A 25,406-nucleotide genomic window follows, 5' to 3' on the forward strand; every position below is an offset into this window, starting at 1 on the left:
GTCCTGTGTCGGCGCGGCGGACTGGATACAGGCGCCGTTACGGGCGTTGCAGCTGGCTTTTCGGCATCATCATATGCACGCCTTTTTCGCGGTTCACCGTCTGGGTGATGCGCAGATCGGCGGCGAGGCTGCAGAGCATATATGCGTCTTCCCGGCTGATCCCCAATCGCGCCTCGGCCACGGCAATCATATCCCGCAGGGCCATTTCGGCGCAGACATCCAGATCGGCATGCATGCCCATGGTGATGTGATGCGATGGCGTTTCTGCTTGTGGGTAGTCCAGCGACAGGTCCCTGCGCAGGGACAGGCGGAAATGCCCGCGCAGCGCCGTTTCGATGGCGGTGACGCAGACCTCGCCATCGCCCTGCGCGGCATGACCGTCGCCACAGGAAAACAACGCGCCCGGTGCCAGAACCGGCAGGTACAGGGTGGTGCCCGCGATCAGTTCCTTGTTGTCGATATTGCCGCCATGGCGACGTGGCTCGATGGTGGAGATCCGCCCCCACTCGGGCGGCGGCGCCACCCCCATGACCCCAAAGAACGGCGCCAGCGGCAGATCGGTGCCCCAGGGCAGGTGGGCCAGTTGCCGCTCGGCGTCCAGCGGCAGGATGGTGCGCTGGCGTTTGGGAAATTCCAGCGGCAGCGTCCCGGCCAAGGGCCGGATCATGTTGTAGCCCCAGTCCTGCCGCAGCGAGATATCGAGGATATCGACTTGCAGTACATCGCCCGGCTGGGCGCCACGTACCTCGACCGGGCCGGTCAGGATATGGCCCGGCATGCTCGGCAGGCCGGCGGCGTGAATTTCCAGCAATTCCGGCGGCACGTGAAAACCATCTCCGGGCAACATGTCGGGGCCGCCCGAGACGGTGTCGATGATGACCTCTTCGCCGCTGTCGATGGACAGGGCAGGCGGATGGGCCGCGTCGAAAAAGCCCCAGTGGCAGTTCTGCACCGATGCGGGAAGGGTGGATGTCATGATGCGTCTCCTGCCGGTTCCGTTGTGATCTGTGCGCCGCTGTTACTTGCCGGTGTCTATGTCGAACAGTTCGGTCTCCCAGCTGTCGTCGCCGGGGTCCATTTCGCTCCGCAGCGCGTCAAAGCGGGTGGTCAGGTGTTCGCGCATGGCTGTGCGGGCCACATCGCTGTCGCCGGTGGCAATCGCCTCGATGATGGTCACGTGCTCGCAATGCGACACCTCCAGCGACGGCCCGCTTCGGGCACGGGCGCGGATGCGGATCCATTCCGGGTTCTCGCGGATCCGGTCAAGCAGGGCAAAGGAGGTCAGCAAGGGCCGGTTGCGGGCGCATTGGGCGATCAGCCGGTGAAAGGCGCCATCCCAAAGTTCGATCGCTTCCGGACCGTTGGATTCAAACTGCCGCTGGGCCAGACGGCGCAGGCGCATCAGCTCATCCGGCTGCATCCGTTTGGCACACAGCGCGGCAAGCTCCGGCTCGATACACAGGCGCGCTTCCATCACTTGTAGCGCGTTGGTCTCCCCGGCGATCTTGGCCGCGAGGTCCCCAGTCGGATCGGCGGGTTGTCCGGCAAAGGTGCCCTTGCCCTGTTTGCGCCAGACCAGCCCCTGTTCTTCCAGACTGTCGAGCGCCAGACGCACCGCCCTGCGGCTGACGTCGAACTGTTCCGACAGCACCCGTTCGGTGGGCAATTTGCCGTCTGCGGCGAGGCTGCCCGATTTGATCAGGGCCAGAACCTTTTGTTTGATCGGCTCGATAGACGAGCTGCGGGAGTGTGATGACATGACAGACTTTTTCTCAGACAGGGTCTGCATATTGAAGCAAAAAATGGCGCAAAGGGTAAAAACAACAGCGCCCGGGGCATACCGGGCGCTGTTTGATCAATAATCGACGGCCTGCGATTTGCTGGGGCGTCCTTCTGCGATGCGGCGGGCCTCTGCCGCGGCGATATCGGCGTCGATGCCTTCGCGGGTGGGCAGGCCAGAGAACCGCTCGGCCGTGGGCATGCCCTTGGAGAAATGCACATAGCGTTCCTGCGCGACCTCCCAGAGGCGGGCCAGCTCACCTAGGGGGTCCGCGTGGTCATCGGCCCGGATGTCGAGCCAGGCATGCTCCTGTCCGCGATGGATCACCAGTCCGGCGGCCTGACGGCCCCGTTTGTCGCCACCTGCGGCCTCTCCGGCTTGCATGGCCACGATCAGACGCTCAGCAAAGGGCAGATCCGCGTTGTCCTTGTAGGCCGCCGAGGTTGCCTCGATCACCTCGGGGCCGGTCAGCATATTGCCCGCCACCGAATGATCCTCGGCCAAGAGGTGCCCGGCCCAGTCGACGCAATCGGCGCCGGTATGGGCGACAAAGCGACCTTCGGCATCCATCATATGGGCCTGGCGGATCGCCTGCCCCTGATCGCGAAGGGCGAAATCGGCGAGCACCGCCTGGGCGTTTTCACCGGCGGCCATGCGCCTGCGTCCCTCGGTGCCCCAGACCGGATTGCAGAAGGCCTGCGACGCCACGGCGACAGTCGGCCCGACAAAGGGCACCACCGCGCCGCAGGCGAAGAACCGGGAGGCGACGATCACAGCGATCGCGCCATCCTCGGGGTTCTTGGCAATCAGCGACCAGGTCATCGGCCGACCGCATAGGCCTGCATCAGGCGCGGGGTCGCCGCCGCGCGCAGCATGCCGTCCGGTTCGCGCAGGGCAGCGGTCAGCCGACCGACGGTCCAGGGATCCGCCACCACGACGTTGTGACCCCGGGCGCGCAGATCGGCGATCACCGCCTCGCCAAAGTTCGGCTCGACCATCATTTCGGCGGTGCGCACTTCGCGTGGGAAGAAGGATCCCTGGAAGTGCATGGAATGGAACAGCGGCGCATCCATGCATTGCTGCAGTTCCATGCCGAAATGCACGAAACGCAGGAACCAGATGAGCTGCCACTGGTCCTGCTGGTCACCGCCGGGGGTGCCAAAGACCATCTGCACACCGTCTTTTTCCGCATAGCTGGGGGTCAGGGTGGTGCGGGGGCGGCGGCCCGGCGCCAGCGAGGTCGGCAGACCGTCCTCCAGCCAGAACATCTGGGCGCGGGAGTTGAGCGGGAAGCCGAGGCCCGGAATGACCGGGGAGCTTTGCAGCCAGCCGCCTGAAGGGGTTGCGGCGACCATGTTGCCCCAGCGGTCGATCACGTCGAGATGCACGGTATCGCCGCGCTTTTCGGTGAGGTGCGACATGGTCGGCTCCTGCGCCGCCACCTGCCCGACGTTGAAGTCCCGCGCCGCGCGCGCGACATATGCGTCCGCCAGATGCTCGAAGCCGGGCACCCGGCCCGGGCGCTGCTCGGTCGAGGCCTTGTCGGTGATCAGTTTGCGGCGCTCGGCGTTGTATTCCTCGCTGAGGAGGTACTCCATCGGGATCTCGGACTGGGCAGGGTCGCCGTAATAGGCCTCGCGGTCGGCATAGGCGAGCTTCATCGCTTCGGTCACGGTGTGCACGAACTCGGCGCCGAAGGGATCCATCGCGCCAAGGTCAAAGCCCTTGAGGATGGCAAGGCCCTGCAGCAGTACCGGTCCCTGGCTCCAGGCGTGGGTCTTGTGCACCGTCCAGCCTTCGTATTCGTAAGACAGGGTGTCCTCATAGGTGGCACGCCAGTCCTTCAGGTCCTCGGGCGCCAGCACCGCACTGTGTTTCTCGTCCGAGACATCCATCACATGGGCGTCTTTCAGATAGTCAAAGATCGCCTCGGCCACGAAACCTTCGCGCCATTCGGCGCGGGCGGCGTCGATCTGGGCGACACGGTCCTCACCTGCGGCTTCGCCCGCTTCGGCCAGACGTTCATAGGTGCGCGCCAGATCTGGATTCTTGAACAGGGCGTTGGGTTTCGGCGCTTCGCCACCCGGGGCCCAGACAGCAGCCGAGGTTGGCCATTCGGTTTCAAAGAATTCCTGCAGACCGGCAATGGTATTGGCCACACGCGGCAGCACCGGATGGCCATCGCGAGCATAGCCGATCACCGGCTCCAGCACCTCGCGCAGGGACATGGTGCCGTGATCGCGCAGCATCATCATCCAGCCGTCAAAAGCGCCGGGAACAACGGTTGCGAGCAGACCCGAGCCGGGGATCAGGGTCAGCCCCTGTTCGGTGTAGGCTTCGATGGTTGCGGCCTTGGGCGCCACGCCCTGTGCACAGACCACCTTGGTTTCGCCTGTTTCCGCCTTGTGGAAGATCGCAGGCATATCGCCGGCCGGACCGTTCAGATGCGGTTCCACCACTTGCAGGACCAGCGCGGTTGCGACGGCGGCGTCAAATGCGTTGCCGCCCTTTTCCAGAATGCTCATGCCGACGGTCGAGGCAATCCAATGGGTCGAGGTTGCGACCCCGAAGGTGCCCCGGATTTCGGGCCGTGTTGTAAAATCGGACATCTATGTCTCCGTTTGGTCTAGTGCTCGCGGGGGTCCAGCGCATCGCGCAGACCATCGCCAAGAAGGTTGAAGCCCAGCACCACGAGAAAAATCGAGATGCCCGGCCACATGGCCATCCAGGGGGCTTGATTGAGGAAATTTTTCGCTGTGTTCAGCATCGACCCCCAGCTGGGCGCGGGCGCCTGCTGGCCAAGGCCGAGGAAGGACAGCGAGGCCTCGGCGATGATCGCCGTGGCAATGGTCAGGGTTGCCTGCACCAGGATCGGCGGCAGCACGTTTGGCAGGATATAGCGGCGCAGGATCTTGGGCGTCGGCAGGCCGATGGCCAGGGCGCTGTCCATGTAGTCTTCGGAGCGCACGGTCAGAACCTGCCCGCGGGTCAGGCGGATGAAGATCGGCGTGGCCGAGATCCCGATGGCAATCATCGCATTGGTCAGCGACGGACCAAGGAAGGCCGCCAGCGCAATCGCCAGGATCAGGAAGGGAGCCGCCAGCAGGGCTTCGGTGCAGCGCGAGATCACCGCATCGGTCCAGCCGCCGAAATAGCCGGCCAGAATGCCGAGCGGCACGCCAAGGGCGAGGGCAATCCCGACCGAGACCACACCGGCCAGAAGCGAGGCCTGCGCCCCCCAGATCAGGCGGGACAGCACATCGCGGCCAATCTCATCCGTGCCCATCCAATGGGCGGCCGAGGGCGCCTTGCGCACGGCGCCCCAGTCGGTGGCGGCGGGATCAGGGATCGGCAGCACGGGGGCCAAGAGGGCAATCGCCACGAAGAAGGCCACCAGAATGCCGCCGAACAAGGCGCTGCGGTGAGAGCGGAACTTCTTCCAGACGCGGTTCTTGCCGTCGCTGATTGCATCCTGCTCGGGGGTGAAGGGGGCTGTAGCTTCGGTCATCTTATTGCCCTCTCAGCCGTGGATTGAGGATGAAATACAGCGCATCGGCCAGAAGGTTCATAAAGATAAAGCCGACCGCGGTCACCAGAACGATACCCTGCACCACCGCATAGTCGCGGTTGAACACCGCATCGACGACCATCTTGCCAAAGCCGGGAATGGTGAAGATCTGCTCGGTCAGGACGGCGCCAGCCACCAGTTCGCCGAACAGCAGCGCGGTCAGGGTGACAATCGGGGTCAGCGCGTTGCGGAAGGCGTGTTTCAGAACCACGCGGCGTTCGGTCAGCCCCTTGGCGCGGGCGGTGCGGACGTAATCGGCGCTGAGCACGCCCAGCATGGCCGAGCGGGTGTGCCGCATCATCGTGGCGGCAAGGGCGGTGCCCAGCACGAAGGCAGGCATCAACATGGTGCGGATCGACTGGGTGAAATCCTCGGACAGGGGCACATAGCCGGATGCGGGCAGCAGCTGCCATTTCACCGACACCAGCAGGATCAGCATGATGCCAAGCCAGAAGTTGGGGATCGACAGGCCCGAGAGGGCTACCACATTGGCCAGGTAATCGGTCAGCGTACCCTTGCGGTAGGCCGACAGGATGCCCGCAGGCACGCCGATCGTCAGGGCAAAGATCATCGACATCGCCGCCAGTTGCAGCGTCACCGGCAGTTTCTGCATCATCAGCTCGGTGACCGGCTGGTTGGTGCGCAGCGAAATCCCGAGGTCTCCCTGCAGGGCATTGGTGATCCATGTGAAATACTGCACGATGATGGGATCGTTCAGGCGGTATTTCTCGCGCAGCAGTTCCAGTACCTCGGGGTCGCGCTCTTCTCCGGCCAGCACCAGAAGCGGATCCCCCGGCAGCAGCTTTTGCAGGGCGAAGACAAAGATCGAGATCAGTATGATCGTGGGCACCGCGATCAGGATGCGGCGCATGAGGAACAGGAACATCGGGCAGACCTGACGGATTGGCTGCGACCCCGAAGGGCCAGAAGATCTGCGCCGCCCGCGCGCAGGGCGGGGCGGCGCAGGGTGGGTATCACTCGTTCCAGGTGACGCCTTCGAGGCGGATCATCCCGTCCGGATAAGCGGTGAAGCCTTCCAGATTGGTGTTATGCGCCCAGATCCAGGTCTGGTGGTAGAGGTAGACAATCGGCGATTCCTCGACCAGCACGTCGCGCGCGGCATCATAGGACGCCTTGCGGGCCTCGGTGCTGGAAGCAACGCGCGCCGCGTTCAGCGCCTCATCCACGGCAGGGTTGGAGTATTTGCTGTCGTTGAGGCCACCGTTCGTGGTCATGAACTGGTGGATGTTGCCATCGGGATCGACCCGGCCGGACCAGCCGATCTGGCTGGCGGTGTAATCACCGGCGGATTGATCGGCCAGCAGGGTGGCGAACTCTTTCGAGACGATCTTCACGTCGATGCCTGCTTCGGCGGCCATGGCCTGAACCACCTGCATCAGCTGCAGCGGAACGGTGGTGTTGGGGACCTGAACTTCCAGCTCCAGACCATCGGGATACCCGGCTTCGGCCAGCAGTTCCTTGGCCTTGGCCACATCGCGGCCCGGAACCGGGTAATCGGCGTCATACCAGGGCGAGGTCGGCGGATAGGGCTGGTTGCCAGCGGCAAAGGCGCCTTCAAAGACCACCTGGTTGATCGCGTTGCGGTCGATGGCATAGCTGAACGCCTGACGCAGGCGCGCGTCGTTGCCCCAGGGGTTGTCGCCCTTTTCACCGTTGTTCAGGTTGAAGGTGATGCCCTGATAGCCCAGCGAAACCGCGTCGGCGACAGCGATATTCGCATCTGCATTGGCCTGTGCCAGGTCGGTGGCGGCCAGACGCTCCAGCATGTCGATATCACCCGACTGCAGGTTGGCCAGACGCACGGTGGTGTCCGGGATCGGCAGGAAGGTCACGCTGTCAAAGGCGATCTTGTCGGCGTTCCAGTAGTCCGGGAACCGCTTCAGGACGATCTTGTCCTGGGCGACACGCTCTTCAAAGCTGAACGGGCCGGAGCAGACCGGGTTGAGGCCGAAATCCACGCCTGCTGTCGCGGCGGCGGTGGGCGACATCATCATGCCGGCACGGTCGGCCAGCTGCGCCAGAAGCGTCGCGTCGGGGCCTTTGAGGTTCAGCTTGATCTCATACTCGCCGGTCACTTCGGTCGAGGTGATGGAGGACAGCTCGGATTTGCGGCGCGATTCATCGAGGGTCTTGGAGCGTTCGATATTCGCGGCCACGGCCTCGGCGTTGAAGGGGGTGCCATCGTGGAATACCACGCCTTCGCGCAGCTGCATGGTGACGGTCATGCCATCCTCGGACACCTGCCATGCGGTGGCCAGCTGCGGGATGATTTCCAGATCCGGGGTGATGTCGACCAGCTTGTCGCAGAGCGAGGCATAGACGATGCGGCCCACGAAGGTGCGCGACTGATCCGGGTCCAGCACGTCGGCGTCCGATTGCAGGCCGATGCGCAGATCCTTGGCGCTGGCGCCGGTGGTCATCATCCCCAATGCGGTGGCGCCGAGAAGGGCAGCCATCAGGGTGGGTTTCAAGTGTTTCATCGTCTTGGTCCTCTCTGTCGGGTCTTGCTTTTGGTTACGGTTGGTTCTGGGGGTGTTCTGATGGGATTATTCCGGCGTCAGCGGGGTGACCTTGGCGCCTTCGATGGCGGCGCGGTACAGGGCAAACCGTTCTTCGGCAGCGGCGGAATGGGGGGCCTGCTGCGGCGCACCGGCCGGAGCGTCGATCTCCTGCCAGTGGTGGCAGGCCACCTGATGTGATGCGCCCTCAACAGTCGAAAGATCCGGCACCGTGGTTTTGCAATCCGGCCGCGCAAAGGGGCAGCGGGTGTGAAACCGGCAGCCGGGCGGCGGTGCAGCGGGGCTGGGCATCTCGCCAGTCAGCGTCGTGATGCGGTCCTCGCCCTCGGCGCGGGGCGCCGGGATCGAGGCCAGCAAAGCCTGGGTGTAAGGATGGCGCGGGGCACTGAAGACCTCTTCGGCGGTGCCCATTTCCACGATACGGCCCAGATACATGACGGCGACACGGTCGCTCATGTGGCGGATCACGCCCAGATCATGGGCAATGACGACCAGCGTTACCCCCAGTTCGCGGCTGAGATCACCCAGAAGGTTGATCACCTGCGCCTGCACCGAAACATCCAGCGCCGAGACCGGCTCATCCCCGATGACCAGTTTCGGTCCGGTGATCAGGGCGCGGGCAATGCCGATCCGCTGTCGCTGCCCGCCGGAGAATTCATGCGGATAGCGGCCCGCGTGTTCTGCGGGCAGGCCGACCTTCTGCATGATGTCGGCCACCTTGGCGCGGCGTTCGGCGGCGCTCAGCTCGGGGGCGTGGACCTCCAGCGGTTCCGCGATCAGCTTGCCCACGGTCATGCGCGGGTTGAGCGAGGAAAACGGATCTTGAAAGATGAACTGCATATCGCGGCGTAGCCGGGTCAGATCCGGTCCGGCGGCATGGCTGATATCCTTGCCGTCAAAGACGACCTCCCCCGACGTGGGCTCCAGCAGCCGCATCAGCAACCGCGCGAGGGTGGATTTGCCGCAACCGGATTCGCCGACGATGGCAAAGGTCTCGCCGCGTTTCACCTCAAGCGAGATCCCGTCGACTGCCTGCACCACGGGGGATTTTTTCAGAAAACCGCCGCCGCCGAAATGTTTGGTCAGCGCGTCGGTGCGGAGAATCATGTCCTTGCTGCTCATGCCTGCACCGCCACATGGGTTTCCAGAGGAGCGAAATGGCAGGCGACGCTGTGATCGTCTGCAAGCGTTCGGAGATCGGGCCGCGTGCTGCAGGCGGCAGCGGCAAAGGCGCAGCGCGAGCGGAACCGGCAGCCTTCGGGCATGTTGCGGATCGCCGGAACTGAACCCGGCACCGTGGCCAGACGTTCGCCGGGGCGATCAAGGCGCGGCATCGCGCTCATCAGGCCGATGGTATAGGGATGCTGAGGATTGGCGAAAATTTCCTTGGTGGAGCCCTGTTCGACCACTTCCCCGCCGTACATGACGGCAACGCTGTCGGCCACTTCACCAACGACCCCCAGATCATGGGTAATCATGATGGTGCCCATGCCGGTGTCGCGGCGCAGATCGCAGATCAGATCAAGGATCTGCGCCTGAATGGTCACATCAAGCGCGGTGGTGGGTTCATCGGCGATCAGCAGCTGCGGATCATTGGCCAGCGCCATGGCGATCATCACCCGCTGACGCATACCACCGGACAATTGGTACGGATATTCGCCAAGCCGTTGACGTGGCGCGGGAATGCCGACCTTCTCCAGCATCTGATGGGCGCGTTCCATTGCCTCGGCCCGGGTACCACCCTGATGCTGCAGCACGGTTTCTGCGATCTGGTCGCCAACCGTGAAGGACGGGTTGAGCGAGGTCATCGGTTCCTGAAAGATCATCGCGATCTGATTGCCCTGTTGATCGGCGGGCAGGTTTTCCTTACGCAGATCGTAGGATTTCCCAAGGAAATCGAGATTTCCGGACAGAACTTCTGAGGATCCTTTGGGCAATAGCCCCATGATCGACATTGCGGTTACGCTTTTACCGCAACCCGATTCGCCGACGATACACAGGATTTCACCGGGGGAGACTTTCAGGCTCATACCGTTGACGGTGGCCTTCTCCTGGCCACGAAACCGCAGTGTAAAGTCTTCGAGGCGCAGAATATCCGCCGGTTCTGCATCTGTCTGAATCTGCCCTGTTGGCATATGCGGCCTCCCCGGCCTTTGGATTGGTCTGGATCATTTGTACCAATTCACTATTGGTTCAAATTGAGCAGCTGTCAACGCCCTCGATATCATCCAGGCGGACCACCGGGAAAATCTGACGAAAATTTAGGCAGGCGGGAAGGAAGGGGTGTGCCGAAGGTTCAGGCGCAGCGGGCGCGCTCAGCTTTGGCGGGTGGCGGAAAGGGTTGTTTTTCAGCGGGCAACGCACGGACGCCTCGTTGAAAAAGGGAGAGCTGAAAACGCCGGACGCAGCGGCAGGCCCGCGGCGTGATCGCGCTCACGCCGCGCCCGATGCTGGGAATACGCCTTTGGGATCTGTCGCTAGTGATTGAGAACTGTGATTTCCACGTCGCCACAGCCCAGGTCGCTGATGTGCTGGCGAATCTCGCCCTCGTAATTGGGGTTCATGATAATGATGGTCCGCACCCCCTGATCGCGCGCCGCTTTGGGCGGGAGGATCGGAGTGGCGGTTATCGGCATGAAACAGCCTTGCTTTGCAGTGTTGAGATCAATGGCGAAGTCAATCGGCGCGTCCTCTGCGCTGTTGAAAAGCAGGGAAAAGGTCACGCCCTTGGAAGCCGCCCCCCAAAGCGCGATGGGCCCCACCTTGTGCCGGGTCTCAAGATAGCCTTGCCACTGAGACCTGATTTGATTGGTCTCGGATACATACCGTCTGGCCGCGGCATCGTCGATTGCCGGCAGGGTGGGGTCGGATGCCTCCTGTGACGGCCTCATCCGGGCCGAGATCCACATGTACTGATCGTCATAGACGGGTGCGACCTCACAGGCCAAGCCATGGCGGGCCAGAAGCGTTGCAACGGATCTTGGCGTGTAGATTGAGCAATGCTCGTAGAAGAAGTCCTGAAAGGCCAGGTTGCGCAGAATCCAATCGGCGTCCGGCGTTTCCAGGAAAAGGCTCCGCTCCGGCGTCATTGACGCTGCCAGCGCCTCGGCAAAGGCCTGAACATCGTTGATATGCTCGATCGTGTGGCGTGAGCAGATGACATTGGCCTCTGCGGGAATTTTATCGATCTGATCGGGGGTGAACATGACCCGGTGGACCACGGCGCCGTCAGGCAGGTTGTCATCGCCCGTGAACGAAGGGTCAAATCCGGTCAGCGAGGCAACACGGCCTTTTCCACGCACGTGAAGCAGGGCCATGAAATCGCCCTCGCCACAGCCGATTTCAACATAGTGAATGGGCTGATCTTCGGGCACCGAGGCGAGAATTCGGTCGGCCATGGCATCAAGGTGGGCCAGGTAATAGGGTGATGCGGTGACGTCGTTGTTGTATCCTGCATCATAGGAAATATGGGACGGGTCAAACTCATCGTTCCAGACGAAACCACAGGCAGCGCAGCGCAGGATATGCAGCGCCCCGGTCGGAAATGTTCGCGCGGCATCCGGGGTTTCCAGGGCGACGTTCTGAAGCGAGGGGACCTGCGGGCGGCGCTCAATCGTCAGATTCCCAATTGCATTCTCGCAAACCGGGCAGGAGGAAATTGAAGCCTTCGTCATTCAGATTGACCCTTCTAGTCACTTTTTGTGCCCGAGTCCTGCCACAAGAGGATTAAGGAAAGCTTTGAGGTCCGCATGGCTTGTGCCTTTGGCGAAGGTTGGAGGGGGCGGTTGTGAAGGGGGAATCACGCCGAACTTCTGCGTCTGGATTGGGCAGTTGCGGGCAAGCGTGCGCAGGCGTGGTTATCGTTCGGGGATGGTTTGCGCCCGAGAAAGCCGGAGCATTCGCACCGATGTATCTATCGGTGTGTGATCAGTGATTTGAGTGTCTTGAAGAAAGTGGTGAGCCGTGCAGGATTCGAACCTGCGACCCACTGATTAAAAGTCAGTTGCTCTACCAACTGAGCTAACGGCCCACTTCTTCTTGCTGTCTAAGCGAAATACTCCCGAAGGATCAAGCGCTTAATTCGCGTCGGTGTCGCTTGGCTTGGTCATCCATGCTGTCCCGATAGGCGGCGTATCTAGGGGGAGTACGGCGGGGGGTCAACCCCTTTTTTCAAGTTTATTGGCACAAGGCTGGATTCATCTTTGCACGAGGTCTATATGCCCGCCATGAGCATGACAGAAAACATCGGTTTCCCCTTCATGAAGATGCACGGGCTGGGCAACGACTTTGTCGTTGTGGATGCGCGTGTGCAGGACATCGCGATCACGCCCGCGCTGGCGCAGGGAATCGCACACCGGCAGTTCGGTGTGGGGTTCGATCAACTCGCTGTGATCTCAAACGGTGCAGGCGATGCGCATCTGACCTTCTACAATGCGGATGGCTCGACCTCGGCGGCCTGTGGCAATGCCACCCGGTGCATTGCCCGCCATCTGATGCTTGAGACCGGCAAGGATGCGCTGCATCTGACCACCGACCGCGGTGATCTTTATGCGCGCGATGCGGGCGAGGGCCTGACTTCGGTCAATATGGGCCAGCCGCAGCTGGACTGGCAGGAAATTCCGCTGGCCGAGGAGATGGACACGCTGGAGCTGCCGATCGAGGGCGGGCCGACGGCCACTGGTATGGGCAATCCCCATTGTACCTTCTTTGTCGAGGACGCCGATCTCATCCCGCTGGGGGAGTTCGGCCCGCGTTATGAGCATCATCCGCTCTATCCTGAACGTACCAACGTGCAGGTGGCCCATATTGTCGGCCCCGATCATATCCGTATGCGGGTGTGGGAGCGCGGTGTGGGCGTGACTCTGGCCTCTGGCTCCTCGTCCTGCGCCACAGCGGTTGCAGCGGCCCGCAGGGGCCTCACAGGGCGCCGGGTGCGCATTGACCTGGATGGGGGCACCCTGTGGGTCGACTGGCGCGAGGATGGTGTCTGGATGACCGGTCCGACCATGCATGTCTTCAGCGGCACCTTCACCGCCGAATTCCTGGATTCGCTGCGATGACAGCGCCCAAGTTCACCACGCTGGGCTGCCGCCTCAACGCCTATGAAACCGAGGCGATGAAGGAACTGTCCCGCGCGGCGGGGCTGGAGGATGCCGTGGTGGTGAACACCTGCGCGGTGACGGCCGAGGCGGTGCGCAAGGCGCGCCAGGAAATCCGCCGTCTGCGCCGGGAAAACCCGGAGGCGCCGATCATCGTCACCGGCTGCGCCGCCCAGACCGAGCCCGAGACCTTTGCCGCGATGGAAGAGGTTACCCGCGTCATCGGCAATACCGAAAAGATGCAGCCGGACACCTGGGCTGAGATCGCAAAGGGGCCTGATTTCATTGGCGAGACCGAGAAGGTTCAGGTCGATGACATCATGTCGGTTACCGAAACCGCAGGCCACCTGATCGATGGATTCGGCACCCGCTCCCGCGCCTATGTGCAGGTTCAGAACGGCTGCGATCACCGCTGCACCTTCTGCATCATCCCCTATGGCCGCGGAAATTCGCGCTCGGTCCCTGCTGGTGTGGTGGTGGACCAGATCAAGCGGCTGGTGGACAAGGGCTATAACGAGGTGGTGCTGACCGGGGTGGATCTGACCTCCTGGGGCGCGGACTTGCCCGCTGAGCCGAAGCTGGGCGATCTGGTGATGCGGATCCTCAAGCTGGTGCCGGATCTGCCACGCCTGCGGATTTCATCCATCGATTCGATCGAGGTGGACGAGAATCTGATGCAGGCTATCGCCACCGAGCCGCGTCTGATGCCGCATCTGCACCTGAGCCTGCAGCATGGCGACGACATGATTCTCAAACGCATGGCCCGGCGCCACCTGCGCGACGATGCCATCCGATTTGCCGAGGAGGCGCGCAAACTGCGCCCCGATATGACCTTTGGTGCCGATATCATTGCCGGTTTTCCGACCGAGAGTGAGGCGCATTTCGAAAACTCGCTGAAGCTGGTGACGGATTGCGATCTGACCTGGCTGCATGTCTTTCCCTATTCGAAACGGGAAGGCACGCCTGCGGCGAAAATCCCGAAGCAGGTGGATGGCAAGGTGATCAAGGACCGCGCTGCCCGTCTGCGCGCCGCAGGCGATGCGCAGGTTCAGAAACACCTTGCTGCGCAGGTAGGGCGCACGCATCGGATCCTGATGGAAAACCCCCATATGGGCCGCACAGAGCAGTTCACTGAGGTGACCTTCGAAGCGGCGCAGGATGAGGGGCAGATCGTGACTGCGGTGATCACAGGCGCCTCCAAGGGCCAGTTGACTGCCTGAATCGGCCCTCCCTGCGCTTCTGCGCGGGGATCAGTCCTTTGGCGTCCAGTCGGGTTGGCCTGCAAAGGAGAGCACGTCAGGGCCGAGTTGGTCCCAATGCGGCCGGTCGCGTGCAAATACGACGACTTCGATCTCCAGACCCTCGGCATCGTCCATCGTGCCAAGCGACAGGGTCAGGTGATCGGGGGTGCGGGTGTTCTGTCCGTAGATCTGGCATCCACAGGTACCGCAGAAGGCCTTGGTGACCTCTGAGGCCTTTCCGGACTGGTACCTGAAGGTGCTGACTTCACCGCTGATGGTGACAGCCTCTATCGGGAACATGGCGCCGACTGTGTGACCTGTCCCGCTGATCCTTCGGCATTCCTCGCAATGGCATTGCGCGACAACGCGCGGCTGCCCTGTTGCTACATAGGTGACGGCGCCGCAAAGGCATTTTCCGGTGTATCTGGTCATGGACAGACCCTAGAGGGCATGGATGGTGCCGCAACCACAAAGAAAAGCCCCCGCCACTGGCGGGGGTTTTCTGTTTCTGCATCAGGGGAAGACCTGGTTTACGAGGTCTTCTTGCCCTTGTGGGGCGCCCAGAGGCGTTTGTTGGTCAGGTACAGCAGCACCGACAGAACGGTCAGGATCAGTACGCCGACGAAACCGGCGGTCTGACGGGCCATCATTTTGGGCTCTGCGGTCCACATCAGGAAGGCCGCGACGTCCTGCGCCATGTGGTGCACGTCGTTGGCGTGACCGTCAGCGAATTCCACCTGCTCATCCGACAGCGGCGGCGCCATCGAGATCCAGCCGCCGGGGAAGGCGGTGTTGCCGTAGAAGGTGGTGCCTGCTTCTTCCTTGGTCTCACCGGTGTAGCCGTCCAGCAGCGAGGCGATGTATTCGGCACCGCCCATGCCTTTGAACAGCTGGTTCAGACCCGATCCGTAGGGACCGTGGAAACCGGCACGCGCCTTGGCCATCAGGCTGAGGTCGGGGGCGCCGAGCGAGGTGTTCGCCGGGAAGTGGTCAACCGGTTTTGCGGGGCGGAAATCGTCCAGCTCGGCATCGAACACTTCGAAGTTTTCAGCGGCATAGGCGCGGACCTGATCCTCGGGCAGGCCGGGGCCGCCTTCGTCGGACAGGGTGCGCAGCGGCACGAACTTCAGACCGTGACAGGCCGAGCAGACCTCGGTGTAGATCTGCAGACCGCGTTGCAGCTGGTTCTGGTCATAGGTGCCAAAGGGGCCCTCGAAAGAGAACTGGAAGTCCTCCACGTGGCCGCTTCCGCCTGCCGCAAAACCTGCGGCAGGAATGAGCGCCAGAGCGAAGGCGGCACCGGTTGCGAGTTTCTTCAACATGGGTAGCTGTCCTTCTAGATTACTCGGCAGGAGTGGCTTCGCCGGATTTCTTGCCATAGTGGGCGTCGAAATCCTCTTCGATGGTGGCCGGCATTGCGGTCGGCTTCTCGATGACACCCAGCAGCGGCAGGATCACCAGGAAGTAGCCGAACCAGTAGGCCGATGCGATCAGCGAGAACGATGCATAGGGCTCTTCTGCGGGCATCGCACCCAGCCACATCAGGGCAAAGAAGTCGATGATCAGCAGGTAGAACCACCACTTGAACATCGGACGGTAGCGACCCGAACGCACGCGGCTGGTGTCCAGCCAGGGCGCCAGAGCCATCACTGCGATGGCACCGAACATGGCCAGCACGCCGAAGAACTTCGCATCGACGATACCGCCGGTGATGAAGGAGGCGATCTGAACCACCCAGACTTCGGAGGTGAAGGCACGCAGGATCGCGTAGAACGGCAGGAAGTACCATTCGGGAACGATGTGTGCAGGCGTCGCCAGCGGGTTGGCTTCGATGTAGTTGTCGGGGTGACCCAGGTAGTTCGGCATGAAACCGACGACGGCCCAGAAGATCACCAGAACGATGGCCAGACCCAGGAAATCCTTGATCACGAAGTAGGGCCAGAACGGCAGGGTGTCTTTCTCGGCTTCTTCCTTGGATCCTTTACGGACATCAACACCGGTCGGGTTGTTGTTGCCGGTGGTGTGGAAGGCCCAGATGTGGACGATCACGAGGCCAGCAATCACGAAGGGCAGCAGGTAGTGCAGCGAGAAGAAGCGGTTCAGCGTCGCGTTGCCAACAGCGGGTCCGCCCAGCAGCCAGGTCTGGATCGGCTCACCGATGAAGGGAATGGCGCCGAATAGGCCGGTGATCACGGTCGCGCCCCAGAAGGACATCTGACCCCAAGGCAGAACGTAGCCCATGAAACCGGTGCCCATCATCATCAGGAAGATCAGCATGCCGATGATCCAGGTGATTTCGCGGGGCGCCTTGTAGGAGCCGTAGAACAGGCCACGGAAGATGTGGATGTAGACCGCGATGAAGAACAGCGAGGCGCCGTTTGCGTGCAGGTAGCGCAGCATAAAGCCGCCGTTCACGTCACGCATGATGTGCTCAACGCTGGCAAAGGCCAGATCAGCATGCGGAGTGTAATGCATCACCAGCACGATGCCGGTGGCGATTTGCAGCGCCAGGCAGAAGGCCAGAACGATGCCCCAGATCCACCACCAGTTCAGGTTCTTGGGGGTGGGGATCATGATTGTGTCGTAGATCAGACCGACGATGGGCAGGCGGCTGTGCAGCCACTTCTCTGCGCCAGTCTTCGGTTCGTAATGGTCGTGCGGAATACCGGACATGTGGCGTCTCCTTATCCCAGCTTGATGGTTGTGTCGTCGTGGAACTCGGCGACCGGTACGTGCAGGTTCTGCGGGGCGGGGCCTTTGCGGATCCGGCCTGCGGTGTCGTAGTGCGAACCGTGGCAGGGGCAGAACCAGCCGTTGAAGTCACCAGCGCCATCGCCCAGCGGCACACAGCCGAGGTGGGTGCAGACACCCATCATGACCAGCCATTCGCCGGCTTCGTCCATGGTGCGGTTCTCGTCCGATGCGTCGGTGCCCGGCTTGTTCGGGTTTTCCGAGGCCGGATCGATCAGCGCGGACAGTTCAACCGCCCGGGCTTCGTCGATTTCGGCTTGGGTCCGGCGGCGGATGAACACCGGCTTACCAAGGAACATTACGGAAATCTGTGTTCCCACTTCCACGCCGCTGATGTCCACCATGATCGAGGACAGCGCCTTGACGTCAGCAGAGGGGTTCATCTGATTGACCAGGGGCCAGACTGCGGCACCTGCGGTGACTGCCCCGGCGCCGACAGTGGCGTAGTAGAGGAAATCTCTCCGGGTTCCTTCGTTGTCTTCTGCGTGGGACACGAGGTTTTCTCCAATTCCAGCGCCCGTTTAGGGCAAACATGCGCATACACTGCAAGAAACCCGCAGTGCCTTATCGCGCGTATCTAGCGGGGAGAAGCCCTTTCGTCCAGCCGTGATATACGCGCCGTTGTGTCGCGTGGGCAGTTTCTTTTGACAGACTGTCACAAAAGCCACTGTTGTTTTGACAGGCCCATCCCCGGTCGCAGGCTGCCGTTCAGGCGGCTGGCGGCTGGGTGGCCTGCATCGAGGGACGCGATTCGAATTCCGTGAACCAGTCCGCCAGCGCCTCGTTGCCGTGGCGCCAGTTCGAGGTCGGGTGGCGGAAATCGAGATAGGCGAGGGCGCAGGCGACGGCGATCTGCCCCATGTCCAGCGGTCCTTTCAGATGCGCCATCCAGCGACTGTTGAGCGCCGAGCAGGCCCCCAGCACTTTGCCTAGCTGAGCTTCGATCCAGTCTTCCCAGACCATGCCTTCGGGACGCAGACGCCGTTCATAGGTCATCAGGACCGCTGCATCCATCATGCCATCCGCAGTCGCCTCCAGCACCTTGGTGTCCCAGGAACGCGCATAAAGATTGCTGCCCGCGCGATGGTCCAGATAGGCGCAGATCACCCGGCTGTCATAAAGGGTTGGCCCGCTGGCCCGGGTCAGCGCCGGGATCTTGGCCAGCGGGTTGCTGGCCTTGAGATCGTCGCTGGGGGCGATGGCTGTGGTGTGCACATCGACAATGTCCACATCCTCCAGTTGCTCGGTTTCATGCAGCAGCACCATGACTTTGCGCACAAAGGGCGAGGCGGGCGAGTGAAAGAGTTTCATGATGGACCTCCCAAGGTTTGCCGCCACCCTAGATCGCCAGCGGGACAATACAATGTGAAAAAAATCTGCGGCGCGCTGAAACTTTTTCGCGGCTCCTGCGTGATTTCGGGGTGAACCGACATTGGTTCGCCAATTCGAACGCTTGAAACACATCTCTTGGAAGGAGTTTCACAATGAAATCCGTTATTCTGTCTGCCGCTCTGGTAACCACTGCCGCCCTGTCCGCCCCGGTGCTCGCCGGTGGCCATATGAAGCCCATGGTCATGGCCGAGGATCAGTCGGTTGCAAACGGCATGGTCAGTGCCAGCCAGGTTGTGGCGCCCGCAAACGGCTGGCTGGTGGTGCACCGCACCAATGTCGACATGAAGCCGGGCCCGGTTGTGGGGCACGCGCCGCTGCGCAAAGGTGAAACCGCCGATGTCGCCGCCATCCTGACCGAAGAGGTCGCGGCAGGGGACATGCTGATGCTGATGGTCCACGGCGAGGACGGCGGCATGAAGACCGGCATGTTCGAATACACGCTTGGCGCCAAGGAAGACGGCCCGGTCAAGATGGACGGCAACCTGGTGATGACCGTCATCACCGCCAAGTAAAACAGACTTTGGCTGACCGCTGGCCAGATGCCTCCTTCTTGGTTGCAAGACTAAGAGCGGAGGCAGGGCACCCGGCGTTCTGCGCCGGGTGTTTTGACTTTCTGTGCGACCTGTCTACCTAGGTGGGAAATCAGGGCCGGGCAGATATGACAACACCAGCAGAGATCGAGACGATGATCGCACGAATCGCCCTGCGCGACCGGCGTGCTTTCGCAGCGCTCTATGATGCGACCAGTGCCAAACTGTTCGGCGTCTGCCTGCGGGTGCTGAAAAACCGCGGTGAGGCCGAAGATACCCTGCAAGAGGTCTTTTTGCGGATCTGGGCCAAGGCGGATAGCTATGCGGTGACTGGGCACAGTCCGATGACCTGGCTGATCACCATCGCCCGAAACCTGTCGATTGACCGGCTGCGGTCCCGTCAGGCGCGGATGTCCGGTCAGGGCGACGGCGGCGATCTGCTGGAGCAGGTGCCGGACAGCAGCCCCGGCCCCGAAGCCACTACCATTGCCCGGTCCGAGCAGGCCCGCATGAACGCCTGCATGGAGGAATTGCCGCAGGACCGTGCAGAGGCCGTGCGCGGCGCCTATCTGGAAGGAGACAATTACCAGACCCTGGCGGAACGTCACGGCGTTCCGCTGAATACGATGCGTACCTGGCTGCGTCGCAGCCTCCAGAAACTGAAAGAATGTCTGACCCGATGAGCGGCACCGATACCCCTCAGGCAGAGCCTCCCTTCGACGACGAGTTCCTCGCCGCCGAATACGTGCTGCATCTTCTGGATGCCGAGGCACGGCGCAGCTTTGAGGCGCGCCTGGTGGCGGAGCCTGCCCTGCGGGAAGAGGTGCATCGCTGGGAGGCGCATTTTGCCAGCCTTGCCGAAGAGGTGCCCGAGACCGCGCCACCCGCCCGGGTGAAGGCGGCGCTGATGGCGCAGATCGACGCCGCGCCGGAAGGTCCAGAAGGCGTGCGGCGCATCTTCTCGGCCTGGCGCATGGGGCTTGGCGTGCTGGCGGCGGCGCTGGTTCTGGTGGCGGCGCTGGTGCTGGTGCCGATCCTGACGCGCCCGGATTTCTCACCGGCCTATCATGTTGATCTGGCCTCGGCCGATGGCGACCTCTTCGTGGCCGCCGGGCTAGATGCGGAGCAGAACCTGCTGCTGATCCGGCGTGATCAGGGCGCGCCGCGTCCCGGCCGGGCGCTGGAACTGTGGCTGATTGCCGATGGGGCCGAGGCGCCGGTCTCCCTTGGGGTGCTGCCGGATGAGAATGAGATTTTCGTGACTCTGCCTGCGGAGCTGGTGCAGCAGTTTGCCGGGGCGACTCTGGCGATCTCGGACGAACCGGAAGGCGGCTCGCCCACCGGTGCCCCCAACGGCGCGGTTCTTGCCGCTGCCGCCGTCGAGACCCTGTGATTGCGGCCCAGACCCGCGCGGGGCAGTCCGGGGATCAGGAGCGCATCATCCGGGCCAGATCATCCAGCTCGGCGCCAAAACCGGTGGTGATCTGATCCGCGACCGCCGTGCGGGCGGGCTCAGGCTTGTTCTGACTCAGCTTCCAGGTGCCCTCCACCGTTTCGATGCTGAGCCGCACCGGCACGATCATCCGCATCATCCGTTCCAGCGCCTCCGGCTCCATCTTGTCGCTGTGCCAAGGCGGTTTCGGCAGCAACCGCGCCTCGTAAAACGCGGATTGCCGGTCCAGAAGGCCCAGCAGTTCATCCTGCGGGCGCTGTTCCAGACTGCCGGTCAGATGCACGGCGACGTAATTCCAGGTCGGCACCTGATCGGCCAGCCCGTACCAATCGGGCGAGACATAGCCATCCGGCCCGCTGACGGCCAGCCGCGCAGCCTGCGGGGTTTTCAGCACCCGGGTGATCGGGTTCGACCGTACCAGATGCAGATCGGCAGAGGTGCCGTCTTCGCTCAGCAAAAATGGAACATGGCTGATCAGCGGCGCCTCTGCCGTGGAAACCGCCAGCACGCCAAAGGCGCGCGTCCGGGCAAAATCGAGATTCTGCGCGCGGTCTGCATCATGATAAATGGGATTGGGGTGCATATTGATCTCCTGACGTCGCGAACAGACTTGAAACACCGGCCCGCTGTTGGCAAGTTCCGCCTGTTCTCAGGGCGGGGCGAAATTCCCCACCGGCGGTATGCGGGGCGTGTCCCCGTCAGCCCGCGAGCGGCTTTTCGGGGCGTGTCCCCACAGCCAATGAGACGAACATCGGTTCCGGTGGCGTGGACAAGCGCGTCCACAGCCCGAAAAGTGGGAACCGTTTTTCGGATCAAGCTGTGGAGCAGTCAGGAAAGTGACAAGCAGATCTGGTGAGAGGCCAGAGCCGACGGTTATAGTCCGGATGGAAGAGAACGTGCGACAGGGGCTGCCTTTTTCGGGGCGGGGCTCCTGCTGTTCGTTATCGCCTTGGGTGACGTGTCGAACCTATAGGAGATAACCATGACACACACCCGATATGCATTCATCAAGGCCAATTGGCACGCCGATATCGTCGATCGCGCGCTCGAAGGATTTCAGGAATTGATCCCGGCCGAGCAGATCGATGTTTTTGACGTGCCTGGCGCATTCGAGATGCCGTTGATGGCGCAGGAGCTTGCCAAGACCGGCCAATACGCCGCCGTGGCTTGCGCTGCGCTCGTGGTGGATGGCGGCATCTACCGGCATGATTTCGTGGCGCAGGCGGTCGTGGACGGGCTGATGCGTGCAGGAATGGACACCGGCGTGCCGGTGCTGTCTGTCTCGCTGACCCCGCATCATTTCCAGGAAACCGATCACCACATGGCGATCTACCGCGACCATTTCGTTCAGAAGGGCCGTGAGGCGGCGCAGGCTGCGCTGATGATCACCAAGACGCGGGAGCAGGCAAAGGGATTGGCGCAGGCTGCGTAGACCTTCGTATTTGTGACCAACAGCCTGCCGCTTCAGCGGCAGGCACGCGTCCGCCCGCCCCCACGGCGGGCGCGTTCCGCTCCCACCTCGGTCGGACGCTGAACTGCCCTTCTGAAAACAAACTACCCCAGATAAGCCTTCAAGGCAGGCGGCGGGTTGTCCAAAAGATCCGCCGTTGGCCGGGGCGGATGAGCCTGCCCCTCGGCCACCAGCACCACCTGATCGGCAATGCGCCGGGCGTCGCCGGGGTCATGGCTCACCATCAACAGCGTTGCGCCGCTCTCCGTTGCCAGTTCCGCCACCAGATCCAGCATCTCGGCCTTCAAGGCAGGACCCAGTGCCGCGAAGGGTTCATCCAGCAGCAGGATATCCAGCCCCTGCACCAGCACCCGCGCCAGCGCGACACGGCTTTGCTGTCCGCCGGACAGGGCGGCAGGTTTGCGCGCCTCCATGCCTGAAAGGCCGACTCGCTCCAGTGCCTGCGCGACGCGCGCGTGTTCGGCATCGCTCAGTCGCAGGTTCGGTTGCAGGCCCAGCCCGACGTTCTGCGCCGCGGTCAGATGGGGAAACAGATTGCCATCCTGAAACAGCATGGCGACCGGACGCTTGCCGGGCAGCTGATCGCTCAGATCGTTCTCTCCCCAGAAGATCCGCCCGCCGGAGAGGGGCAGAAACCCGGCGATGGCCTCGATCAGGGTGGTCTTGCCCGCGCCGGATGGGCCGATCACCGCAACCCGCGCGCCGGGGGGAATCGCGAAATCGGCGGTCAGGATAAAGCCGCCATTGTCGATGCGGATATGTTCAAGCTTCAGCATGCCAGCGTCCTCCCCGGTCCAGGATCCAGAAGGCCCCCATCGACAGGCACAGCAGCACCAGTGCCGCACCCGCTGCCGCCTGCATCTGGTAGGCGCCCATCAGCCGGTAGACCTGCAAAGGCAGGGTGGCGACCTCGGGATCGGCAAAAAGGGCGATGACCCCAAGGTCCCCCATCGACAGCGCCGCCGCCAGCCCGGCGGCAAATCCGATCTGCGCCCGCATACGCGGTAGGACCACCCACAGGATAAAGGGTCGCCCGGTCATATCAAGAGAGAGCGCAAGCCGCCGGTGCCGGGTGATGACATCGCGGGCCGCCGGGATCAGGATCCGCATGGCAAAGGGCAGCGCCATCACCGCATTGACCAGCGCCGTCACTGGCAGCGCCAGCGCAAAGGGGCTGGCCACAGGATAGATCAGGATGAACAGCCCGGTGCCGATCACCAGCGGAGAGGCGGCAAGTCCCAGAAGTCCGGCGACCTCCATCGGCAGCGGGCGCCCCAGCGCCGCCGCCAGCGCCATCGGCAGGGCCAGCGCCAGCAGGATCAGGGTGCTGGCGCCTGCCACCAGGATTGAGGCCCCCGCGGCCTTCCAGACCGAGGCGGGCAGGGTCAACACGCCCGGCAGCCCCGACAGCACCACCGCCAGCAGCGGCAGGAGCAGGAACAAAGCGGCAAAGAGGATCCAGAAGCCATCAAGCCCGCGCGCCACCGCGCCGCGCCCGTCCCAGCGGCGCAGCATTCGGTCAAGCCCGCTGCCGAACCCTTCGCCCACCGGGGCGCGCAGGGCGATCATGGCCGCCAGCGCGGTCAGCAGCAATTGCACCGCCGACAACAGCGCCGCGCGGCCCAGATCGAAATCGAAACTGAAGGCCTGATAGATCGCCAGTTCAATGGTGGTGGCGCGCGGGCCACCGCCCAGCGTCAGGGCCACGGCAAAGCTGGAGAGGCAAATGGCAAAGACCACCGCCAAGGCGCCGGGTACGACGCGGGCTAGCATCGGTGCCTCCAAAAGCTGCCACATGGCGCGCGCGTCTGCGTCCAGTTGCGCGGCCAGACGAAAACGTTCGGCGGGGATCTCCTGCCAGCCTTGCAGGATCAGCCGCGTCGCCAGCGGCAGGTTGAAAAAGACATGGGCCAGCACAACACCGTGCAGACCATAGATGCTGAGGGGTTCAAGTCCGAACAGTCCCAGCGCATCGCTGACCCAGCCCGCGCGGCCAAAAACCGCGAGCAGGCCAAGGATGGCAACGATCACCGGCAGGATGAAGGGTGCGCCCAAAAGGGCGATCAGCAGGCTGCGCCCGGCAAAGCGCCGCCGCGCCAGCGCGCGGGCCACGGGCACCGCAAGGGCGACACTGAACAGCGCCGACAGGCCCGCCTGCACCAGCGTGAACCGCACCGCCGCCCAATCGGCGGTGACCAGCCCGCGCCCGGGTTCGGCGCGTAAGGCGACCGCTGCCAGCGTGCCAAGGATCAGCGCCGCCACCAGCAGGGCGGCGCCATATCCCGCAGCCGGGCTTAGCGGCTGAGCGCGCCGCGCCATTCGTCCAGCGCCGCATCACGCACAGCCGCAGCCTGATCGGCGGGCAGCAGCAGCGAATTTGTCGGGGTGATCAGCGTTTCAAATCCCTCGGGCAGACCGCCGTCAGGCGTCACCGCCGGATACATCCAGTTGGTGGTGGGGATGACGGACTGAAAGGCATCGGTGACCATAAACTGAAGGAACTGATCGGCCAGCTCGGGCTGGTCGCTCGCGGCGAGTTTGCCGGCGACCTCGACCTGCATGTAATGGCCTTCGTCAAACGACGCGGCCGCCTTGCTGGCGTCCTCTTCCGCGATCAGGTGATAGGCGGGGGAGGTGGTGTAGGAGAGCACCATGTCGGCCTCGCCCTCTAGGAACATGCCATAGGCCTCGGACCAGCCCTTGGTCACGGTGACGATATTGTCAGCAAGACCTTCCCAGATTGTCGGCGCCTCATCCCCGTAAGCGGCCTTCACCCACATCAACAGGCCCAGACCCGGGGTGGAGGAGCGCGGATCCTGGATCACGATCCGGGTGTCGCTGGCGGCCAGCGATTTGAAATCGCCCGGCACATCGGCAGCCGCATTGTGGACAAAGGCGAAATAGCCCCAGTCATAAGGAACAAAGGTCGCATCTTCCCAGGCGATGGGCAGATCGAACTCGGCGCTGACGGAATGATCCGCAAACAGGCCGCTGTCCTTGGCGGCGGCGGTGAGGTTGGTATCCAGCCCCAGCACCACATCTGCATCGGAACGGTTGCCTTCCAGCTTGATCCGCGCCAGCAGCGCGGCGCCATCGCCCGCGCCGACCAGTTTCAGATCGCAGCCGCAGACCTCTTCAAAGGCCTTCTCGACCGCAGGGCCGGGGCCCCAGTCCGAGACAAAGCTGTCGTAGGTGTAAACGGTCAATTCGGGCGTCTCGGCGAATGCCGCCGATGCGCCGAGCAGTCCCGCTGCAAAAACAGAATACTTCATGGCATCCTCCTTTGCGGCGATGGGCAAGGGTGGTGCCGTTGACGGGTCTTATCCATAGCCTTCCCTCCGCCGGTGTTAGCCGGTTCAGGTTCAACGGGTGTGATCTCAGCGCCCTTGTGCGACGCACCCCGAGGTGAGCGGCAACCTAAGTCGCGGGGGCGGCAAAGACAAGGAAAGAGGGTGGCGGCGCGGATGTTTCGCGCGCGAAACAGGTGACCAGTGCGTTGCCGCAGCGTGCGCGGGACAGGCAACGCGGGCGCAATTGCACTTGAGCCACGCCCGCCCCGCCGCTAAGCACGGATCGCAAAG

Annotated in this window: 25 protein-coding genes, 1 tRNA gene and 2 riboswitches; of the genes, 6 read left to right on the plus strand and 20 right to left on the minus strand. The window is 63.0% G+C overall.

What is annotated here, in order from left to right:
- Positions 1 to 37: 37 nt before the first annotated feature.
- The 11 genes from SM763_RS09120 to SM763_RS09170 all read right to left on the minus strand — a co-directional run bounded on the left by SM763_RS09120 (position 38) and on the right by SM763_RS09170 (position 11,918).
- A complete protein-coding gene (locus SM763_RS09120) occupies positions 38 to 976 on the minus strand; it encodes an acetamidase/formamidase family protein (RefSeq protein ID WP_368998298.1) in 939 nt (312 codons plus the stop codon).
- Between the two features lie 42 nt (positions 977 to 1,018).
- The gene (locus tag SM763_RS09125) at positions 1,019 to 1,759 is read right to left on the minus strand and encodes a FadR/GntR family transcriptional regulator (protein ID WP_065273639.1); all 741 of its coding nucleotides are present in this window, start codon (positions 1,757 to 1,759) and stop codon (positions 1,019 to 1,021) included.
- Positions 1,760 to 1,855: 96 nt separating this feature from the next.
- The gene (locus SM763_RS09130) at positions 1,856 to 2,602 is read right to left on the minus strand and encodes a DUF1028 domain-containing protein (protein WP_368998299.1); all 747 of its coding nucleotides are present in this window, start codon (positions 2,600 to 2,602) and stop codon (positions 1,856 to 1,858) included.
- The gene (locus tag SM763_RS09135; protein ID WP_274835205.1) at positions 2,599 to 4,389 is read right to left on the minus strand and encodes a gamma-glutamyltransferase family protein; all 1,791 of its coding nucleotides are present in this window, start codon (positions 4,387 to 4,389) and stop codon (positions 2,599 to 2,601) included. The genes SM763_RS09130 and SM763_RS09135 overlap by 4 nt, the downstream gene beginning before the upstream one ends.
- A 17-nt stretch (positions 4,390 to 4,406) precedes the next feature.
- Positions 4,407 to 5,288, minus strand: coding sequence for an ABC transporter permease (locus SM763_RS09140; protein WP_368998300.1), 882 nt, complete (start codon positions 5,286 to 5,288; stop codon positions 4,407 to 4,409).
- Between the two features lies 1 nt (position 5,289).
- On the minus strand, positions 5,290 to 6,234 hold the full coding sequence (locus tag SM763_RS09145) for an ABC transporter permease (protein WP_274867904.1): 945 nt from the start codon (positions 6,232 to 6,234) through the stop codon (positions 5,290 to 5,292).
- Between the two features lie 88 nt (positions 6,235 to 6,322).
- Positions 6,323 to 7,849 carry an ABC transporter substrate-binding protein gene (locus SM763_RS09150; protein ID WP_368998301.1) on the minus strand — a complete coding sequence of 509 codons (1,527 nt, stop codon included), beginning with the start codon at positions 7,847 to 7,849 and terminating at the stop codon, positions 6,323 to 6,325.
- 66 nt (positions 7,850 to 7,915) lie between these two features.
- Positions 7,916 to 9,010, minus strand: a complete 1,095-nt coding sequence (locus SM763_RS09155; RefSeq protein ID WP_274835207.1) for an ABC transporter ATP-binding protein — start codon at positions 9,008 to 9,010, stop codon at positions 7,916 to 7,918.
- Entirely contained in the window at positions 9,007 to 10,023 is a 1,017-nt protein-coding gene (locus SM763_RS09160; RefSeq protein ID WP_368998302.1) for an ABC transporter ATP-binding protein, read from the minus strand. Before SM763_RS09160 ends, SM763_RS09155 begins: the two co-directional genes overlap by 4 nt.
- A 342-nt stretch (positions 10,024 to 10,365) precedes the next feature.
- A complete protein-coding gene (locus SM763_RS09165; RefSeq protein ID WP_368998303.1) occupies positions 10,366 to 11,562 on the minus strand; it encodes a class I SAM-dependent methyltransferase in 1,197 nt (398 codons plus the stop codon).
- A 280-nt stretch (positions 11,563 to 11,842) separates the two neighbouring features.
- Positions 11,843 to 11,918 (minus strand) — tRNA-Lys (locus tag SM763_RS09170).
- Positions 11,919 to 12,105: 187 nt separating this feature from the next.
- On the opposite strand from SM763_RS09170, the gene dapF reads away from it, so the two are divergent.
- Positions 12,106 to 12,948 (plus strand): diaminopimelate epimerase, encoded by an 843-nt coding sequence (gene dapF, locus SM763_RS09175; RefSeq protein WP_368998304.1) that lies wholly within the window; start codon positions 12,106 to 12,108, stop codon positions 12,946 to 12,948.
- Positions 12,945 to 14,207, plus strand: a complete 1,263-nt coding sequence (mtaB, locus tag SM763_RS09180) for a tRNA (N(6)-L-threonylcarbamoyladenosine(37)-C(2))-methylthiotransferase MtaB (protein ID WP_274838086.1) — start codon at positions 12,945 to 12,947, stop codon at positions 14,205 to 14,207. Before dapF ends, mtaB begins: the two co-directional genes overlap by 4 nt.
- 30 nt (positions 14,208 to 14,237) lie before the next feature.
- On the opposite strand, the gene SM763_RS09185 is transcribed toward mtaB, so the two are convergent.
- The 5 genes from SM763_RS09185 to SM763_RS09205 form a co-directional block, all read right to left on the minus strand.
- Positions 14,238 to 14,660, minus strand: coding sequence for a GFA family protein (locus tag SM763_RS09185; protein WP_368998305.1), 423 nt, complete (start codon positions 14,658 to 14,660; stop codon positions 14,238 to 14,240).
- Positions 14,661 to 14,758: 98 nt separating this feature from the next.
- The gene (locus SM763_RS09190) at positions 14,759 to 15,550 is read right to left on the minus strand and encodes a cytochrome c1 (RefSeq protein ID WP_065271915.1); all 792 of its coding nucleotides are present in this window, start codon (positions 15,548 to 15,550) and stop codon (positions 14,759 to 14,761) included.
- Between the two features lie 19 nt (positions 15,551 to 15,569).
- Entirely contained in the window at positions 15,570 to 16,901 is a 1,332-nt protein-coding gene (gene petB, locus SM763_RS09195; protein ID WP_065271914.1) for a cytochrome b, read from the minus strand.
- Between the two features lie 11 nt (positions 16,902 to 16,912).
- Positions 16,913 to 17,473, minus strand: coding sequence for a ubiquinol-cytochrome c reductase iron-sulfur subunit (gene petA, locus SM763_RS09200; RefSeq protein WP_368998306.1), 561 nt, complete (start codon positions 17,471 to 17,473; stop codon positions 16,913 to 16,915).
- A gap of 214 nt (positions 17,474 to 17,687) precedes the next feature.
- The gene (locus SM763_RS09205) at positions 17,688 to 18,290 is read right to left on the minus strand and encodes a glutathione S-transferase (RefSeq protein ID WP_368998307.1); all 603 of its coding nucleotides are present in this window, start codon (positions 18,288 to 18,290) and stop codon (positions 17,688 to 17,690) included.
- 173 nt (positions 18,291 to 18,463) lie between these two features.
- On the opposite strand from SM763_RS09205, the gene SM763_RS09210 reads away from it, so the two are divergent.
- The 3 genes from SM763_RS09210 (at position 18,464) to SM763_RS09220 (ending at position 20,294) form a co-directional block, all read left to right on the plus strand.
- Complete coding sequence (locus SM763_RS09210; RefSeq protein WP_368998308.1) at positions 18,464 to 18,883, plus strand: DUF7282 domain-containing protein; 420 nt, start codon at positions 18,464 to 18,466, stop codon at positions 18,881 to 18,883.
- Positions 18,884 to 19,029: 146 nt separating this feature from the next.
- Positions 19,030 to 19,584: a sigma-70 family RNA polymerase sigma factor gene (locus tag SM763_RS09215; protein ID WP_274835214.1), complete on the plus strand. Its 555-nt coding sequence runs from the start codon at positions 19,030 to 19,032 to the stop codon at positions 19,582 to 19,584.
- The gene (locus tag SM763_RS09220; protein ID WP_368998309.1) at positions 19,569 to 20,294 is read left to right on the plus strand and encodes an anti-sigma factor; all 726 of its coding nucleotides are present in this window, start codon (positions 19,569 to 19,571) and stop codon (positions 20,292 to 20,294) included. The genes SM763_RS09215 and SM763_RS09220 overlap by 16 nt, the downstream gene beginning before the upstream one ends.
- A 34-nt stretch (positions 20,295 to 20,328) precedes the next feature.
- Here the strand turns inward: SM763_RS09220 and SM763_RS09225 are convergent, their stop codons facing one another.
- Positions 20,329 to 20,937: an FMN-binding negative transcriptional regulator gene (locus tag SM763_RS09225; protein WP_368998310.1), complete on the minus strand. Its 609-nt coding sequence runs from the start codon at positions 20,935 to 20,937 to the stop codon at positions 20,329 to 20,331.
- A 58-nt stretch (positions 20,938 to 20,995) separates the two neighbouring features.
- Positions 20,996 to 21,254, plus strand: a riboswitch (FMN riboswitch).
- 82 nt (positions 21,255 to 21,336) lie between these two features.
- On the opposite strand from SM763_RS09225, the gene SM763_RS09230 reads away from it, so the two are divergent.
- Entirely contained in the window at positions 21,337 to 21,786 is a 450-nt protein-coding gene (locus SM763_RS09230) for a 6,7-dimethyl-8-ribityllumazine synthase (RefSeq protein WP_065271908.1), read from the plus strand.
- Between the two features lie 122 nt (positions 21,787 to 21,908).
- Here the strand turns inward: SM763_RS09230 and SM763_RS09235 are convergent, their stop codons facing one another.
- Genes SM763_RS09235 through thiB form a run of 3 tightly spaced genes read right to left on the minus strand, consistent with a single transcriptional unit; the run spans position 21,909 to position 25,097 of the window.
- On the minus strand, positions 21,909 to 22,601 hold the full coding sequence (locus tag SM763_RS09235; protein ID WP_368998311.1) for a thiamine ABC transporter ATP-binding protein: 693 nt from the start codon (positions 22,599 to 22,601) through the stop codon (positions 21,909 to 21,911).
- Positions 22,588 to 24,144, minus strand: coding sequence for an ABC transporter permease family protein (locus SM763_RS09240; protein WP_368998312.1), 1,557 nt, complete (start codon positions 24,142 to 24,144; stop codon positions 22,588 to 22,590). Before SM763_RS09240 ends, SM763_RS09235 begins: the two co-directional genes overlap by 14 nt.
- Positions 24,120 to 25,097: a thiamine ABC transporter substrate binding subunit gene (thiB, locus tag SM763_RS09245; protein WP_368998313.1), complete on the minus strand. Its 978-nt coding sequence runs from the start codon at positions 25,095 to 25,097 to the stop codon at positions 24,120 to 24,122. The genes SM763_RS09240 and thiB overlap by 25 nt, the downstream gene beginning before the upstream one ends.
- Positions 25,098 to 25,141: 44 nt before the next feature.
- Positions 25,142 to 25,238: riboswitch (TPP riboswitch) on the minus strand.
- Positions 25,239 to 25,406 lie beyond the last annotated feature (168 nt).

The sequence above is a fragment of the Pseudophaeobacter sp. C1-32P7 genome (assembly GCF_041008775.1).
In the GTDB taxonomy this organism is placed as follows: Bacteria; Pseudomonadota; Alphaproteobacteria; order Rhodobacterales; family Rhodobacteraceae; genus Phycobacter; species Phycobacter gallaeciensis_A.